The following is a 14,171-nucleotide window of genomic DNA, read 5'->3' on the forward strand; positions in this document are numbered from 1 at the left end:
ACAATGACAAACACCATCCGGTACGACAGCGGCGCCGACGGCATCGTCACGCTCACCTTTGACGACCCCGACCAGTCCGCGAACACAATGAACCGCGCGTACGTCGCCTCGATGAGCGCCGCGCTCGACCGGCTGGAGGCCGAGCCCGACCTCGCCGGAGTCATCGTGACAAGCGCGAAGTCGACGTTCTTCGCCGGTGGTGACCTGCCGATGATGATCCGGGCGACAGGCGCCGACGCCCCCGGGCTTGCCGATCTGCTCGGCACCATCAAACGGGACCTGCGCCGGCTGGAGACGCTGGGCCGACCGGTGGTCGCCGCCGTCAACGGCTCGGCGCTCGGCGGCGGCCTGGAGATCGCGCTCGCCTGCCACCACCGGATCGCGCTGGACGTGCCCGGCTCGCGGCTGGGACTGCCCGAGGTGACACTGGGTCTGCTGCCGGGTGCCGGCGGCGTCACCCGGACGGTACGCATGCTCGGCCTGGCCGGCGCGCTTACCACCGTGCTGCTCACCGGCCGCCGGATGCGCCCGGCCGACGCCCTGGCCGTCGGGATCGTCGACGAGGTAGTGGCCACCGAGACGGAGATGCTGGACCGGGCCCGCGCCTGGATCGCCGCCAACCCGCGCCCACAGCAGCCGTGGGACCGCCCGGACTACCGGATGCCCGGCGGCACACCCGCCAGCCGATCGCTTGCGGCGCAACTGCCGGCCTTCCCGGCGACCCTTCGCAAGCAGCTCAAGGGTGCCCGACTGCCCGCGCCGGAGGCGATCCTTGCCACCGCAGTGGAGGGCGCCCAGGTCGACCTGGAGACCGCGTTCACGGTGGAGACCCGGCACCTGATCGGCCTGCTCACCGGGCAGGTAGCCAAGAACATGATCGGGGCGTTCTTCTTCGACCTGAAGGCCGTCAACGGCGGCGCCGCCCGCCCGTCCGTGGCGGACGCGCCGCCGGTGCGCCGGGTGGCGGTGCTCGGCGCGGGCATGATGGGCGCCGGCATCGCGTACGCCTGCGCCAGCGCCGGCATCGACGTGGTGGTCAAGGACGTCTCCCCGGAGGCCGCCGGGCGGGCCCGGGAGCACGCCGAACGGCTGCTGGCCCGCAGGGTCCGCAAGGGGCGCGCCTCGGAGGCCGATGCCCGGGCCGTCCTGGACCGGATCACCACCACCGACCAGGTCGACGCTCTGACCGGCTGCGACGCGGTCATCGAGGCGGTCTTCGAGGACCCGACGCTGAAGCAGAAGGTGTTCGCCGAGGTGCTGCCGGTGCTGGCGCCGGGCGCCCTGCTCGCCTCCAACACCTCGACCCTGCCGATCACCGGGCTGGCCGCCGGCGTGGACAGGCCGGCCGACTTCATCGGCATGCACTTCTTCTCCCCAGTGGACCGGATGCCCCTGCTGGAGATCGTGGTGGGCGAGCAGACCGGCGACGTCGCGCTGGCGCGGGCGTTCGACCTGGGCCGGCGGATCGGCAAGACGCCGATCGTCGTCAACGACGGGCGGGGCTTCTTCACCAGCCGGGTCATCGGCCGGTTCATCGACGAGGCTGTCGGCATGGTCGCCGAGGGCGTACCGGCCGCGTCGGTGGAGCAGGCAGCTCTCCAGGCCGGCTACCCGACCGGGCCGCTGGCGCTCGCCGACGAGGTGAGCCTCACCCTCATCCAGCGGATCCGGCGCCAGTTCGAGGCCGCCGGCGGGGACTTCCTGCCGTTGCCTTCGCACCGCCTCGTCGACGAGCTTGTCGACGCGTACGAGCGGCCGGGGCGCGCGGCGGGGCGCGGCTTCTACTCCTACGACAACGGCACGCGAGGGCGGCTGTGGACGGGGCTCGCCGACCTGATCACCGACGCCGGCCGGGCGGTGCCGTTCACCGACCTCCAGGAGCGGATGCTCTTCGCCGAGGCGCTGGACGCGCTGCGCTGCCTCGATGAGGGCGTGCTGCGTACCGAGACCGACGCCAACATCGGTTCGATCTTCGGCATCGGCTTCCCGGCCTGGACGGGAGGGGTGATCCGCTACGTCCGGCAGTACGCGGGCGGTCCGGCCGGCTTCGCGGCCCGTGCCAGTGAGCTGGCCTCCCGCTACGGTGACCGCTTCACACCTCCGGCCGACCTGGAGGAGCGGCTCGCCGCCCGTACCGTCGCACCGGCTGGCGTCGCGTGACGGCCCCGGGCCCCGGCGCAGCGGCGGGCGGTCCGGCGCGCGGCGGGCCGCTGGCGGGGGTACGGGTGGTCGAGCTGGCGGGTCTCGCACCCGCGCCGTTCGGTTGCATGATGCTCGCCGACCTCGGCGCGGACGTCGTACGGGTGGACCGGCCGGGTGGACCGGGTGCGGGGCGGCTGGCCGCGCCGACCGGCGGGCCGTTGCAGCGGGGACGCCGGGTCACCACAGTGGACCTGAAGTCTCCGGCGGGGGTGGCGGACCTGCTGCGCCTGGCGGATGCCGCCGACGTCCTCGTCGAGGGCTACCGCCCGGGCGTCGCCGAGCGGCTGGGTTTCGGGCCGCAGACCTGCCAGGCCCGAAACCCCCGACTGGTGTACGCGCGGATGACCGGCTGGGGCCAGGACGGCCCGCTGGCGTTCCGGGCCGGGCACGACATCGACTACATCGCTGTGGCCGGGGCGTTGGAACCACTGGGCCGGGCCGGCGAGCGCCCACACGCGCCGATGAACCTGCTCGGTGACTTCGGCGGGGGCGGCATGCTGCTCGCGGTGGGCGTGCTTGCCGCGCTGCTGGAACGGGAACGCTCCGGTGTCGGCCAGGTCGTCGACGCGGCGATGGTCGACGGGTCCGCCCTGCTCACGTCGTTCCTGCACGGGATGCTCGGCGCCGGCCTGTGGGCCGCCCCGCGTGGCCGCAACATCTTCGACGGCGGCGCACCGTTCTACGACACGTACGCCACTGCCGACGGTGGCTTCATGGCCGTGGGCGCCGTGGAGCCGGCCTTCTACGCCGTGTTGCTGACGGGTCTGGGTCTCGCCGACGAGCCGGACCTGCCCGCCCAGTACGACCCGAGCGGCTGGGACGAGTTGCACCGACGGTTCACCGAGCGGTTCGCCGAGCGGACCCGGGACGAGTGGACGGCGGTCTTCGCCGACCTGGACGCCTGCGTCGCTCCGGTCCTCGCGCCCGGTGAGGCGTACCGGCATCCGCACAATGCAGCCCGGGGCACGTTCGTCGAGGTCGGCGGCGAGATCCAGCCGGCACCGGCACCGCGCTTCGACCGGACGCCCACCGACCGGCCCGCACCGGCACCGGACCCGGAGCGCGATGCCGTGGCGGTCGACGCGATCCTCGCCGACTGGCGGTGATCCGCCCGGCTCCGTCGGGAGCCGGGCGGCGCAGGGTCTCCGGGCACGCGCGACTGCGTCCACAAGGGATTTCACGGGGCCGCGAATGTTGCGGGGTCGTTGGTACTGTCGCTCCCCGGAGGTAGGACCGCGAGTCGTAGGGGGACGACGTGGCGAGTGGGATCGATCCGTCCGGCCTGAGCCGGTCACTCGAAGAGGCGATGCGCCTCCTGAGCCAGGCCGGTGCCGCCACCTCGGCCCAACCGGTGGCCGACGACGACACGACGGTGCCGACCGACGAACAGATGGTGGGCCGGGGCGTCGGCGGAGGCGGGCTCGTCGAGGCGGAGGTCGGCGCGTACGGCGGCCTTCAGAGCCTCGTGATCGACCCGAGCCTGTCCCGCGCCGGCACCACCGCTATCGCCGAGTACGTGCTGGAGGCGGTCCAGGCGGCGCAGGCCGACGAGCGCGCTCGGCGGGCCGAGCTGACGGCGGCGGCCGGCGTCGACAGCGCGGCCCTCACCGAGCAGCTCGGACGGGTCTCCGAGGACGCCTTCCGTGGGTTCCAGCGGATGATCGGCGACCTCGACGCGGCGACCCGCCGGATGGATCGGCGCTGAGCCGATGGCCAACGGGATCGAGGTGGACCTCGACGCTCTGCGTGCCGCGGCGGATTCGCTCGCGGCCACCGGCCAGCAACTCGGCGCGGCGGTAAGCGGTCTGGAGTCGACTGTCAACGGGGCTGGCAGCCCGTGGGGTGCCGACGAGGCGGGCTCCCTGTTCGGTGCCGTGTACGTCGAGGTGCTGACGCACGCGCTCGACGTGTTCCGGTCGATGGGCGACCAGTTGTTGGAGACCTCCGCGAACCTCGACCAGTCCGCCGACGCGTACGAGGCGATCGACACCGCGAACTCCGAACTCTTCACCAGGATGGAGCTGCCCGGTGGGTATGCAGCTACCTCCTGAGCTGGCCGAAGCTCTGGGCTGGGTCGGTTTCACCTGGCCGATGGCCGACGAGGAGTTGCTGTTCGAGGCGTCGCAGATGTGGTTCGCGTTCGCCGGCAAGCTGCGTACTGCTGTCGGTGAGGCGCAGGCGGGCGCGGCGAAGGTCAGCGCGACCAACCGCGGGGAGGACGTCCGCGCGTTCGAGCAGGCCTGGTACGGCGAGGAGGGCGCGCCGCGCCGGATGGAGGACGGCGCGCAGGCCGCCGAACTGATCGGCATGGCGTTGCTGGTGATGGCCATCATCACCCTGACGCAGAAGATCCTGGTGATCATCCAGCTGACGATCCTCGTCGTGCAGGTGGCGATCGCGCTCGCGGCGGCAGCCCCCAGCTTCGGTGCCTCGCTGGCCCAGATCCCGGTCTCGATCGGCCTGGCCCGGATGGCGATCCAGCGGATCATCAAGGAGGTCGTCGAGCGGGTCGTCAAGGAGATCATTCCGCAGTTGCTGAAGCGGGCGAAGACACTGCTGCGCAAGTTCACCCGCAAGGGCGGTGGGCGTAAGGGCCCTGGGGGTCCCCGCGTGCCAGGCCCGCACACGACGCCCCGCTACCACCACACGCAGCCGATGCTCGACAAGTACCGCAACGAGCACCTGCCCGGCGGGCACTTCCCGACGGCGGTGCGCCGGCTCACTCCGGAGCAACTCGAAGATCACCGGGTCTTCTTCGACAGCAACGGGGTCCTGCGCAGCGCCAAGAGCGGCGAGCCGTTCGACACGGCGAGCGCCCAGACGGTGTTCAGCGGCAACGGTCAGGCCATCTTCGTGATGGACCGCAACGGCAACCTGTACGCGTCCAACTACCAGAAGGTTGGCGACTTCCACCACTCGACGCTCGGCAACGGGCAGCCGGTCGCGGCGGCGGGCGAGCTGGTCGTGAAGGACGGTATGGTCCAGTACGCCACGGCGCGCAGCGGTCATTACCAGCCCGACGTGAGCCACATGGCCAATCTCGACGCCGAGTTCAAACGCAACGGCCTGGGTGGTGTTCCGATCCTGGGCTGGGACGGCGGCCGGATCTTCTAGGGGAGCAGAGATTCATGGGTACGGACAATTGGAAGGGCCACGTCAACGGGATCCTCTACGGGATCCAGTTCGACCGGGCGCTCGACGATTCGGTGGTGACCCGGGTCGCCGACGGAGTGGTCGGCGGGCTCTATCCGGGTGACCGGGCCGAGACGCTTGACGCGCTCGACCAGGCGCTGCGCTACTCGGGCCCGCTCAACGACCAGGCCGAGACGCCCCACAGCGAGGAGAGCATCCGCGCCTTCCTGGCCCAGCTCTCCACCGCCCTGAACGCCCGTACCCCGAGCTGATCAGGAGCCTCGCGGCACCGGGTCGCCCGGTGCCGCGGCCCTTCTGAGCGACGAGGCCCGCCGGGCCGGGCTGTTGTACCAGCTGGCGAAGAGGGCCACGGCCAGGAGCAGTTCGGCGATGTCACCGCCGTAGTACATGAGCTGGGCGGCGGAACGGAACGCCTCCGCGTCCGGGTCGCTGAGGCCGGGAGGAAGGGTGCCGGCGTTCGCGTAGAGGTACCTGGCGAGCGCGGAGTGGCCGGCCGCCGCGCCGAGCAGCGCGCCGACCCGTACGGCCAGCCCAGGACGACGCGGCGCCGGGTCCGGCCCGGCCAACGACCAGGCGAGCAGGTACCCGGCGGCCACGTAGTGCAGATGCACTGCGTCGTGCAGTGTGGGCTGGCGTTCCGCCGCCGCGTACAACGGGGTGAGCAGCACCAGAGCCAGCCCACCCGTGCTGAGCAGCGCGGCGGTGACCGGGTGGGCGATCAGGTGCAGCGGTCGGGCGCGCAGCAGCCGACCAACCACCCGGCGTACCTGCGGCGGCGCGACCCGCAGCAGCAGCGTCACCGGGGCGCCGAGGACCAGCCCCAGTGGGGCCAGCATGCCGAGCAGAAGGTGCTGCGCCATGTGCCCGCGCGGGTCGTCGGGAACGTGGCCCAGCGGCCCGACGGCGACGGCCAGCAGTGCGCAGCCGACCAGCCAGGCGGCGCTGCGCCGATGGTCCCACCCGCGCGGGTCGCGGAACGCCGCCAGCAGATAGCCGCCCGCCAGCAGCACGACGGGCAGCAGCGGCAGCCAGCCCGGTCCGTCCGCACCGTGCCCGCCGTGCGCGACGACCGGGAGCATCGCCGGCCCGTCCGTCCCCGGCGCGGGCCAGCCCTGCGGGCCGGCAGGGACCGTTGTCATCGGGGGCCGTCGCCTGCCCGACGGGACCGGGCCGACCACACGACGGCGACGCCGGCCAGCAGCAGCACCGCGCCGGCCACGTTCCACACCACGTCGTACGGCACCAGGTGGACGTCGTAGCGGATCTGGTGCAGGCGGAACACCTTGTGGTTGACAAGCCCGTCGAAGAGCTGGAACCCTCCGGCGCCGATCAGGAAGCCGCCCCACGTCAGCCGGGTGGACAGGGCACGCCGTCGGCGCAGGTCGGCGAACCAGAAGAAGCCCCCGACCAGGGCGATCAACTCGGCGGCGTGCAGCAGCCCGTCCGAGAGCAGCGCGACCGACGGGGTGGACCGGTCGTAGAAGTGGTGCCAGCCCAGCAACTGGTGGAAGACGATCTCGTCCACCGCCGCCATGATCGCGATGCCGATCAGGACGCCGGCGAGGGTGGAGGAACGACCGTCCGGCACGTCGACGGTGCGCCTCCCCGACAGGCTGGAACCGACCACGACACACCTCACATCCACGTCGGTGCCGAACTACCCCGGACCGGGCGATCCATGCAGATCGGAGCCGATACGGCTGGCACATCCCCGTTTCGTGCCGCCGGCACGGCTCACGGCATGATCATGGAGCTGGGCGGGCGTACGCCTCGTCGGCAGCGGAACCGGAGAAGGCAGCGGAACCGGAGAAGGAGGTGCCCGTGCCGGACGCGGACGAACTCGTCGCCAACGCGCTCGCGGCGGTGCGCGGCACCGACGTACGGCTGGCCGAACGGCAGCTGGACCACCTGATGGTCGGCACCGGCGCGACGGACGGCACCACGGCGGTCGACGCGGCCCTGCTGCGTCGCCTGGTCCGTGGCGTGGCGCGGCTCTGGCCGCGTGGCTGGCAGCCGGTCGACCTGGACCGGATCACCAGCCGGCGGCTGGACGCCCGGGCGGCCCGACTGGTCCGTGACGCGATGGCCGTGCAGCGGCGCGACCAGCCCGAGCCGGTTCCGGCGTGGTGGGACGAACAGTTGCGCGAGCTGGCCGCCGAGGCGCTGTCGGACGACGACCGGGGCGTGCTGGCCGGTTGGTCGGCGCGGGAGGGGCTGGACCGTGCCGACGCGCTGCGCACGGCAGTGGACGCCCTCGCGCTCGTGGAGAGCCTGCCGCCGATCGCGGTGCTGCGCCCGCCGCCCGGTTCGTCCGGTGCCGCGACGGCCCGACCTGCGGGTACGGCGCGCAGCGGGTCACCGATGCTCGATCGGGTACGGGCGCTGCTGGCAAAGGCCGAGTCGACCACCTTCCCGGCCGAGGCGGAGGCGCTCACCGGCAAGGCGCAGGAGTTGATCGCCCGGCACAGCATCGACGAGGCGCTGCTGGCCGCCGGGGCGGAGCGCGGCGACCTGCCCGGCGGGGTGCGCCTGAGCACCGACGCCCCGTACGCGGGCGCGAAGGCGCTGTTGGTGCAGGAGGTGGCCGCGGCTAACCGCTGCGAGGCGGTCTGGTCCGACGATCTCGGGTTCACCACAGTGCTGGGCTGGCCGGCCGATCTGCTGGCGGTGGAGGTGCTCTACACCTCACTGCTGGTCCAGGCGATCGGTGCGATGCTGCGGGGCCGTGCCGAGCGCCGGCCGGGGTCGGGTCGGCGGACGAAGGTGTGGGACGAGTCGTTCCTCAACGCGTTCGCGCTGCGGATCGGCGAGCGGCTGCGGACGGCCACCGAGGCGGCAACCGACGCGGCGGACCAGGCTGCTGCCCAGACGGCCGGGGCGGAACGGCTGCTGCCGGTGCTCGCCGCGCGGGGCGAGGCGGTGCGCGAGCGGCTGGACACCCTCTTCCCGGGCGTCACCAGGCACCGGCTCAGCGCCCGGGATGCCGAGGGCTGGTCGTCGGGCACCTCGGCCGCCGACCGGGCGTCCCTTGATGTCGGCGGCGGCCGGAAGCCCCGACAGGTGCCGGGCCGGCCCGATCCGCGCTGACCGCCCCGGCGTGGGAGCGCCACCGCCGGGGGTTTCTGCGATTTTCTTCGGTACGCGGTAGGGAACGGGGCGACGGCTCCGACCTTCCGGTGAGCCGCACCCCGTCCGGGGCGCGACCGAGGCTTGAGGAGCATCGCCGTGAAGTACATGCTGCTGATCTGGAACCGGCCCGGCTTCACCGAGGAGCTTTCCGAGGAGGACCGCACCGCCCTGTTCGGCGAGGTCGACGAGATCATGAAGGAGCTGGCCGAGAGCGGCGAGTGGGTCGCCGGCCAGGCGCTGGCCGACCCGTCGCAGACGTTGACCGTCCGGGCCGTGGGCGGCAACACCGAGATCGTCGACGGGCCGTTCATGGAGAGCAAGGAACAGTTCGCCGGTTACCTGACCGTCGACTGCGACAGCCCGCAGCGGGCCGCCGAGATCGCCGCCCGCTGGCCGGACGTCCGCTTCGGCGGCGTCATGGAGGTCCGCCCGATCATGGACGAGGCCGGGACGGAGATGTGACCGAGGACCGGACGGTCGAGGACCTGCTGCGCGCGCTCACGCCGCAGGTCCTCGGCCTGCTGGTCCGCCGGCACGGCCAGTTCGACAGGTGCGAGGACGCGGTCCAGGAGGCGCTGCTCGCCGCCGCGACGCAGTGGCCCGAGCAGGGCGTACCTGACAATCCCCGCGCGTGGTTGCGCACCGTTGCCACGCGCCGGCTCACCGACGAGTGGCGCAGCGACAGCGCCCGTCGGACCCGCGAGGTGGCGGCGGCGCTGCGCGAGCCGGCGTACGCCGCAACGGCGCCGGCGGCCGACTCGGAGCCGGCGGTGGCGGACTCCGACGACACCCTCACCCTGCTGTTCCTCTGCTGCCATCCGGCGCTTGCCGGTTCGGCGCAGGTGGCGCTCACCCTCCGGGCTGTCGGCGGTCTGAGCACCGCCCAGATCGCGCGGGCGCACCTGGTGCCGGAGCCGACGATGAGCCAGCGGATCCGCCGGGCCAAGCAGCGGATCGAGGCGGCGGGTGCCCGGTTCACGATGCCCGCGCCGGGTGAGCGGGACGAGCGGCTGCGCACCGTGCTCCGGGTGCTCTATCTGATCTTCAACGAGGGGTACACCGCGTCCAGTGGCCCGGACCTGCGCCGGGCCGAGCTGACCGGCGAGGCGATCCGGCTGGCCCGCATCCTGCACGGGCTGCTGCCTGACGACGGCGAGGTGGCCGGGCTGCTGGCGTTGATGCTGCTCACCGACGCGCACCGGGCGGCCCGACTCGGCCCGGACGGGGAGCTGGTGCCGCTGACCGAGCAGGACCGCACGCGATGGGACGCGACAGCCATCGCGGAGGGGGTCACCCTGATCACCGAGGCGTTGACCTGGTCGCCGCCCGGCCCGTACCAGCTCCAGGGGGCAATCGCGGCCGTGCACGCCGAGGCGCCGACGGCGGCGGAGACGGACTGGCGGCAGATCGTCGCGCTGTACCGGCTGCTGGCCCGGATCGCGCCGAACCCGATGGTCACCCTCAACCAGTCGGTGGCGGTGGCAATGGCCGAGGGGCCACGGGCCGGGCTCGCCCTGCTCACGCAGTTGGACGCCGACGAACGCACCGCCGGGCACCACCGGCTCGCCGCAGTCCGGGGGCACCTGCTGGAGATGGCCGGTGAGCCCGTCGCGGCGCGGGACGCGTACCTGGCGGCGGCACGTGGCACCACGAGCCTGCCCGAGCAGCGTTATCTGGAGTTGAAGGCCGCAAGAATCGCCCCGCCGCGATGAGTGCGGCGAGGGCCCGAATCGTAAGGACATGAGCATGGTGATCAGTCAGCTGTCGATATCGCTCGACGGGTACGTGGCCGGGCCGGAGCAGAGTCGGCAGGACCCGCTGGGTCGGGGAGGTCTCCAGCTGCACGAGTGGGTCTTCGGCCTGGACGCCTGGCGGGCCCAGCACGGGCTGACCGGCGGCGAACGGAACATCGACGCGGAGGTCGTCGACGAGATGACAAGCGACATCGGCGCGTACATCATGGGTCGGCGGATGTTCGGCGGCGGGGACGGCGACTGGGACGAGTCGTGGCAGGGCTGGTGGGGCGACGAGCCCCCGTTCCGTACCCCGGTGTTCGTGCTCAGCCACCACCCCCGGACGCCGCTGGTGATGAACGGCGGCACGGAGTTCCGGTTCGTCACCGACGGGATCGAGTCGGCGCTGCGGCAGGCGCGGGAGGCGGCGGGCGACCGACGGGTGGCGATCGCGGGCGGGGCGAGCACGGTACGGCAGTACCTGGCCGCCGGGCTGATCGACACCCTGCAACTGCACCTGGTGCCGGTCATCCTCGGCGGCGGCGAGAAGCTCTTCGACGGTCTCACTTCTCTGCGCCTGGAGCAGGTGGCGGCGGTTGCCGGGCCGACCGTCACGCATGTGACGTACCGGGTCCTGCGCTAGCCGGGTAGGCCCATTTGCCGTTTCGGCAAGAATCTTTGCGGCCCGCTCCGACTCCGGTCACAGTCGATGGCGACGCGCGAAGGAGCAGACAGATGAGCGGGCAGCACGATTTCGACAGGGCCTACTGGGAGCGGCGCTGGCAGGAGGGTCACCACGGCGGTGCCGCAGGCGCGAACGACCCGCACCCGTACCTGGGAGAGGAGACCTCCGGGCTGACGCCGGGCACGGTACTGGACGCCGGGTGCGGCACCGGCACGGAGGCGATCTGGCTCGCCTCGCACGGCTGGCAGGTCACCGCCGTCGACATCGCCCCGGCTGCCCTCGCCGTCGCCGCCGAACGCGCGACGGCAAGCGGGGTGTCCGAGCGGGTGCGGTGGGTGGAGGCGGACCTCACGGCGTGGGCTCCGGAGGCGCGCTTCGACCTGGTGACGACGCACTACGCGCACCCGGCGATGCCGCAGTTGGCCTTCTACGACCGCATCTCCTCCTGGGTGGCGCCCGGCGGCACCCTCCTGATCGTCGGGCACCTGCACGCACCCGGCGCCACCGGGCACGGGCACCACCCACCCGATGAGGCATCGGTCACCCTGGCCGACATCACCGCCGGCCTGGACAGCACCACCTGGGAGATCCTCACCGCCGGCGAGCACCACCGCACGTTCCCCGGACCGGCGGGCCAGGAGAAGACGCTTCACGACGTCGTCGTACGCGCCACCCGGCGGTCGTGAGCACGCCTGGCGGGGGAGGGTCGGACACACAGCACGCCGGGCCGGTGAATGATCACCGGCCCGGCGTGCGGGTTACGTCGTACGTCAGCTCTTGAAAGCGTCCTTGATCTTCTCGCCAGCCTGCTTGAGCTTGGCCGTGGACTGGTCGGCGCGACCCTCGGCCTCCAAGCGCTCATTGTCGGTGGCCCGACCGGCGCCTTCCTTCAGCTTGCCGGCCGCGTTCTCGCTAGTGTTGTTGATCTTGTCGTCGATACCCATGTCAACCTCCATTGCGAGTGTCGCTTCGCCACCAGAAGTACCCCGGGCATCTCCGGTCCAACCATTTATCGTCGTCACAGATCACCGGCGGCCGAACGGAACCGGCGCAGGCGCAGGCTGTTGGCCACCACGAACACCGAGGACAGCGCCATCGTGGCACCAGCGATCATCGGGTTGAGCAGGCCGGCGGCGGCCAGCGGCAGGGCCGCCACGTTGTAGCCGAACGCCCAGAACAGGTTGCCCCGGATGGTGCCGAGCGTACGCCGGGCCAGCCGGATGGCGTCCACCGCGGCGTCCAGGTCACCCCGGACCAGTGTGAGGTCGGACGCCTCGATCGCCACGTCGGTGCCGGTGCCCATTGCCAGACCGAGGTCGGCCTGGGCCAGCGCCGGGGCGTCGTTGACCCCGTCACCGACCATCGCCACCGAGCGCCCCTCGGCCTGGAGCCGCTTGATCACGTCGACCTTGCCGGCCGGCAGCACCTCGGCGATCACCTCGTCGATGCCCACCTCGGCGGCGACAGCGCGGGCCACTGTGGTGTTGTCCCCGGTCAGCAGGACGGGGGTGAGCCCCAGGTCACGCAGTCGGGCCACGGCCGCCCGACTGGTCGGCCGGACCACGTCGGCGACCGCGAGCACGCCCCGGGCCCGCCCGTCCCAGCCGGCGACGATCGCCGTACGACCGGCAGCCTGCGCCTCGCTGACTGCCCATTCGATCTCCGGCGGTACGTCGATCTCGCGTTCGCGCAGCAGCCGGGGCCGCCCGATCAGCAAGACCCGACCGTCGACCGTCCCGGTGACGCCGAGTCCTTCGAGGTTGGCGAAGTCGGTCACCGCGGGCAGCGCGCCGGCTTCGGAGGCACCGGCGGCGACCGCACCGGCGATCGGGTGCTCCGAGGCCGCCTCCACCGCCCCGGCGAGCCGGAGCAGCTCGGCGCGGTCCTCACCGCTGGCCGGTACCACGTCCACGAGCGTCATCCGGCCGGTCGTCACGGTGCCGGTCTTGTCCAGCACCACCGTGTCCACCCGGCGCGTCGACTCCAGCACCTCCGGCCCCTTGATCAGCACACCGAGCTGGGCGCCCCGGCCGGTGCCGACGAGCAGGGCGGTCGGGGTGGCCAGGCCGAGCGCGCAGGGGCAGGCGATGATCAGCACGGCGACGGCTGCGGTGAACGCGGCGGTCGGGCCGGCGCCGGTGCCGAGCCACCAGCCGAGCGTGCCGACCGCGAGAGTGATGACGATCGGCACGAAGACACCGGAGATCCGGTCGGCGAGCCGCTGCACTGCCGCCTTGCCGCTCTGCGCCTGCTCGACAAGGTCGGCCATCCGGGCGAGCTGGGTGTCCCCGCCGACCCGGGTGGCGGTGACGACGAGACGTCCGCCCGCGTTGATCGTGGCCCCGAACACGCCGTCGCCCGGACCGACCTCGACCGGCACCGACTCACCGGTGAGCATGCTGGCGTCGATTGCGGAGGTGCCCTCGTCGACCACCCCGTCGGTGGCCACCTTCTCACCGGGACGGACCACGAACCGGTCACCGACGGCGAGCTGCTCCACCGGGATCCGGGTCTCCACCCCGTCCCGTAGTACCGCCACGTCCCGTGCGCCTAGTTCGAGAAGCGCGCGCAGGGCTGCCCCGGCGGTCCGCTTGGACCGTGCCTCGAAGTAGCGGCCGGCCAGGATGAACACCGTCACCCCGGCGGCGGCCTCCAGGTAGATGTTGCCGGCGCCGTCGCTGCGGGTGATGTCGAAGCGGAACGGGTGCGTCATCCCCGGCATCCCGGCGTCGCCGAGGAAGAGCGCCCACAGCGACCAGCCGAACGCGGCAAGGGTGCCGACCGAGACCAGGGTGTCCATTGTCGCCGCGCCGTGCCGCAGGTTGGTCCACGCGGCCCGGTGGAACGGCAACCCACCCCAGACCACCACCGGGGCGGCCAGGACCAGCGACAGCCACTGCCAGTAGTCGAACTGCCAGGGCGGCACCATGGCCAGCACGATCACCGGCACGGTGAGCACAGCGGAGACCCACAACCGGGTACGCGGTCCCTTCAGCGGGTCGACAGGCTCCTCGGTGGCGGCGGGCGGCGACGGCACAGCGGCTGTGTAGCCAGTCTTCTGCACCGTCTCGATCAGGTCGTCAGGTGTGACAGCGTCGGCGTACCGGACGGTGGCCTTCTCGGTGGCGTAGTTGACGGTGGCGCTGACCCCGTCCATCCGGTTCAGCTTCTTCTCGATCCGGGCGGCGCAGGCGGCGCAGGTCATCCCGCCGATGGCCAGCTCGATCCGGTTCGGCGCCTCGGGCAGCGATCTGCTGGTGGTGGTCATC

15 protein-coding genes are annotated in these 14,171 nt (G+C 72.4%); 11 read left to right on the forward strand and 4 right to left on the reverse strand.

The window, feature by feature from the left end:
- The first annotated feature begins 3 nt into the window (after window positions 1-3).
- From ACLQ23_RS03210 to ACLQ23_RS03235, 6 genes are all read left to right on the forward strand, one after another.
- Window positions 4-2,160, forward strand: a complete 2,157-nt coding sequence (locus ACLQ23_RS03210) for a 3-hydroxyacyl-CoA dehydrogenase NAD-binding domain-containing protein (RefSeq protein ID WP_355588355.1) — start codon at window positions 4-6, stop codon at window positions 2,158-2,160.
- Window positions 2,157-3,308 (forward strand): CaiB/BaiF CoA transferase family protein, encoded by a 1,152-nt coding sequence (locus ACLQ23_RS03215; protein WP_425880325.1) that lies wholly within the window; start codon window positions 2,157-2,159, stop codon window positions 3,306-3,308. Before ACLQ23_RS03210 ends, ACLQ23_RS03215 begins: the two co-directional genes overlap by 4 nt.
- A 149-nt stretch (window positions 3,309-3,457) precedes the next feature.
- Window positions 3,458-3,907, forward strand: coding sequence for a YbaB/EbfC family nucleoid-associated protein (locus tag ACLQ23_RS03220; RefSeq protein ID WP_167946051.1), 450 nt, complete (start codon window positions 3,458-3,460; stop codon window positions 3,905-3,907).
- Between the two features lie 4 nt (window positions 3,908-3,911).
- The gene (locus ACLQ23_RS03225; protein ID WP_425880326.1) at window positions 3,912-4,253 is read left to right on the forward strand and encodes a WXG100 family type VII secretion target; all 342 of its coding nucleotides are present in this window, start codon (window positions 3,912-3,914) and stop codon (window positions 4,251-4,253) included.
- The gene (locus ACLQ23_RS03230; protein WP_167946053.1) at window positions 4,231-5,316 is read left to right on the forward strand and encodes a hypothetical protein; all 1,086 of its coding nucleotides are present in this window, start codon (window positions 4,231-4,233) and stop codon (window positions 5,314-5,316) included. The genes ACLQ23_RS03225 and ACLQ23_RS03230 overlap by 23 nt, the downstream gene beginning before the upstream one ends.
- A 14-nt stretch (window positions 5,317-5,330) precedes the next feature.
- Complete coding sequence (locus ACLQ23_RS03235; protein ID WP_053658947.1) at window positions 5,331-5,606, forward strand: hypothetical protein; 276 nt, start codon at window positions 5,331-5,333, stop codon at window positions 5,604-5,606.
- Here ACLQ23_RS03235 and ACLQ23_RS03240 read toward each other — a convergent pair whose 3' ends face one another.
- Together ACLQ23_RS03240 and ACLQ23_RS03245 are read right to left on the reverse strand one after the other, a co-directional pair.
- Window positions 5,607-6,494, reverse strand: coding sequence for a cytochrome c oxidase assembly protein (locus ACLQ23_RS03240; protein WP_425734667.1), 888 nt, complete (start codon window positions 6,492-6,494; stop codon window positions 5,607-5,609).
- The gene (locus ACLQ23_RS03245) at window positions 6,491-6,982 is read right to left on the reverse strand and encodes a DUF2243 domain-containing protein (RefSeq protein WP_355588343.1); all 492 of its coding nucleotides are present in this window, start codon (window positions 6,980-6,982) and stop codon (window positions 6,491-6,493) included. Before ACLQ23_RS03245 ends, ACLQ23_RS03240 begins: the two co-directional genes overlap by 4 nt.
- Before the next feature lie 194 nt (window positions 6,983-7,176).
- On the opposite strand from ACLQ23_RS03245, the gene ACLQ23_RS03250 reads away from it, so the two are divergent.
- From ACLQ23_RS03250 to ACLQ23_RS03270, 5 genes are all read left to right on the forward strand, one after another.
- Complete coding sequence (locus tag ACLQ23_RS03250) at window positions 7,177-8,442, forward strand: DUF2786 domain-containing protein (protein ID WP_355632346.1); 1,266 nt, start codon at window positions 7,177-7,179, stop codon at window positions 8,440-8,442.
- Window positions 8,443-8,589: 147 nt separating this feature from the next.
- A complete protein-coding gene (locus tag ACLQ23_RS03255) occupies window positions 8,590-8,946 on the forward strand; it encodes a YciI family protein (protein ID WP_355588530.1) in 357 nt (118 codons plus the stop codon).
- Window positions 8,943-10,196 carry an RNA polymerase sigma factor gene (locus tag ACLQ23_RS03260; protein ID WP_355588339.1) on the forward strand — a complete coding sequence of 418 codons (1,254 nt, stop codon included), beginning with the start codon at window positions 8,943-8,945 and terminating at the stop codon, window positions 10,194-10,196. Before ACLQ23_RS03255 ends, ACLQ23_RS03260 begins: the two co-directional genes overlap by 4 nt.
- Before the next feature lie 28 nt (window positions 10,197-10,224).
- Window positions 10,225-10,860: a dihydrofolate reductase family protein gene (locus ACLQ23_RS03265; RefSeq protein ID WP_355588337.1), complete on the forward strand. Its 636-nt coding sequence runs from the start codon at window positions 10,225-10,227 to the stop codon at window positions 10,858-10,860.
- 92 nt (window positions 10,861-10,952) lie between these two features.
- Window positions 10,953-11,588: an SAM-dependent methyltransferase gene (locus ACLQ23_RS03270; RefSeq protein WP_355632344.1), complete on the forward strand. Its 636-nt coding sequence runs from the start codon at window positions 10,953-10,955 to the stop codon at window positions 11,586-11,588.
- An 84-nt stretch (window positions 11,589-11,672) separates the two neighbouring features.
- On the opposite strand, the gene ACLQ23_RS03275 is transcribed toward ACLQ23_RS03270, so the two are convergent.
- Together ACLQ23_RS03275 and ACLQ23_RS03280 are read right to left on the reverse strand one after the other, a co-directional pair.
- Window positions 11,673-11,846 (reverse strand): CsbD family protein, encoded by a 174-nt coding sequence (locus ACLQ23_RS03275; protein WP_053659429.1) that lies wholly within the window; start codon window positions 11,844-11,846, stop codon window positions 11,673-11,675.
- 74 nt (window positions 11,847-11,920) lie between these two features.
- Window positions 11,921-14,170 (reverse strand): heavy metal translocating P-type ATPase, encoded by a 2,250-nt coding sequence (locus tag ACLQ23_RS03280; protein ID WP_355632341.1) that lies wholly within the window; start codon window positions 14,168-14,170, stop codon window positions 11,921-11,923.
- Window position 14,171: the final 1 nt, after the last annotated feature.

The organism is Micromonospora sp. DT41 (genome assembly GCF_049841715.1).
Classification (GTDB): domain Bacteria; phylum Actinomycetota; class Actinomycetes; order Mycobacteriales; family Micromonosporaceae; genus Micromonospora; species Micromonospora profundi.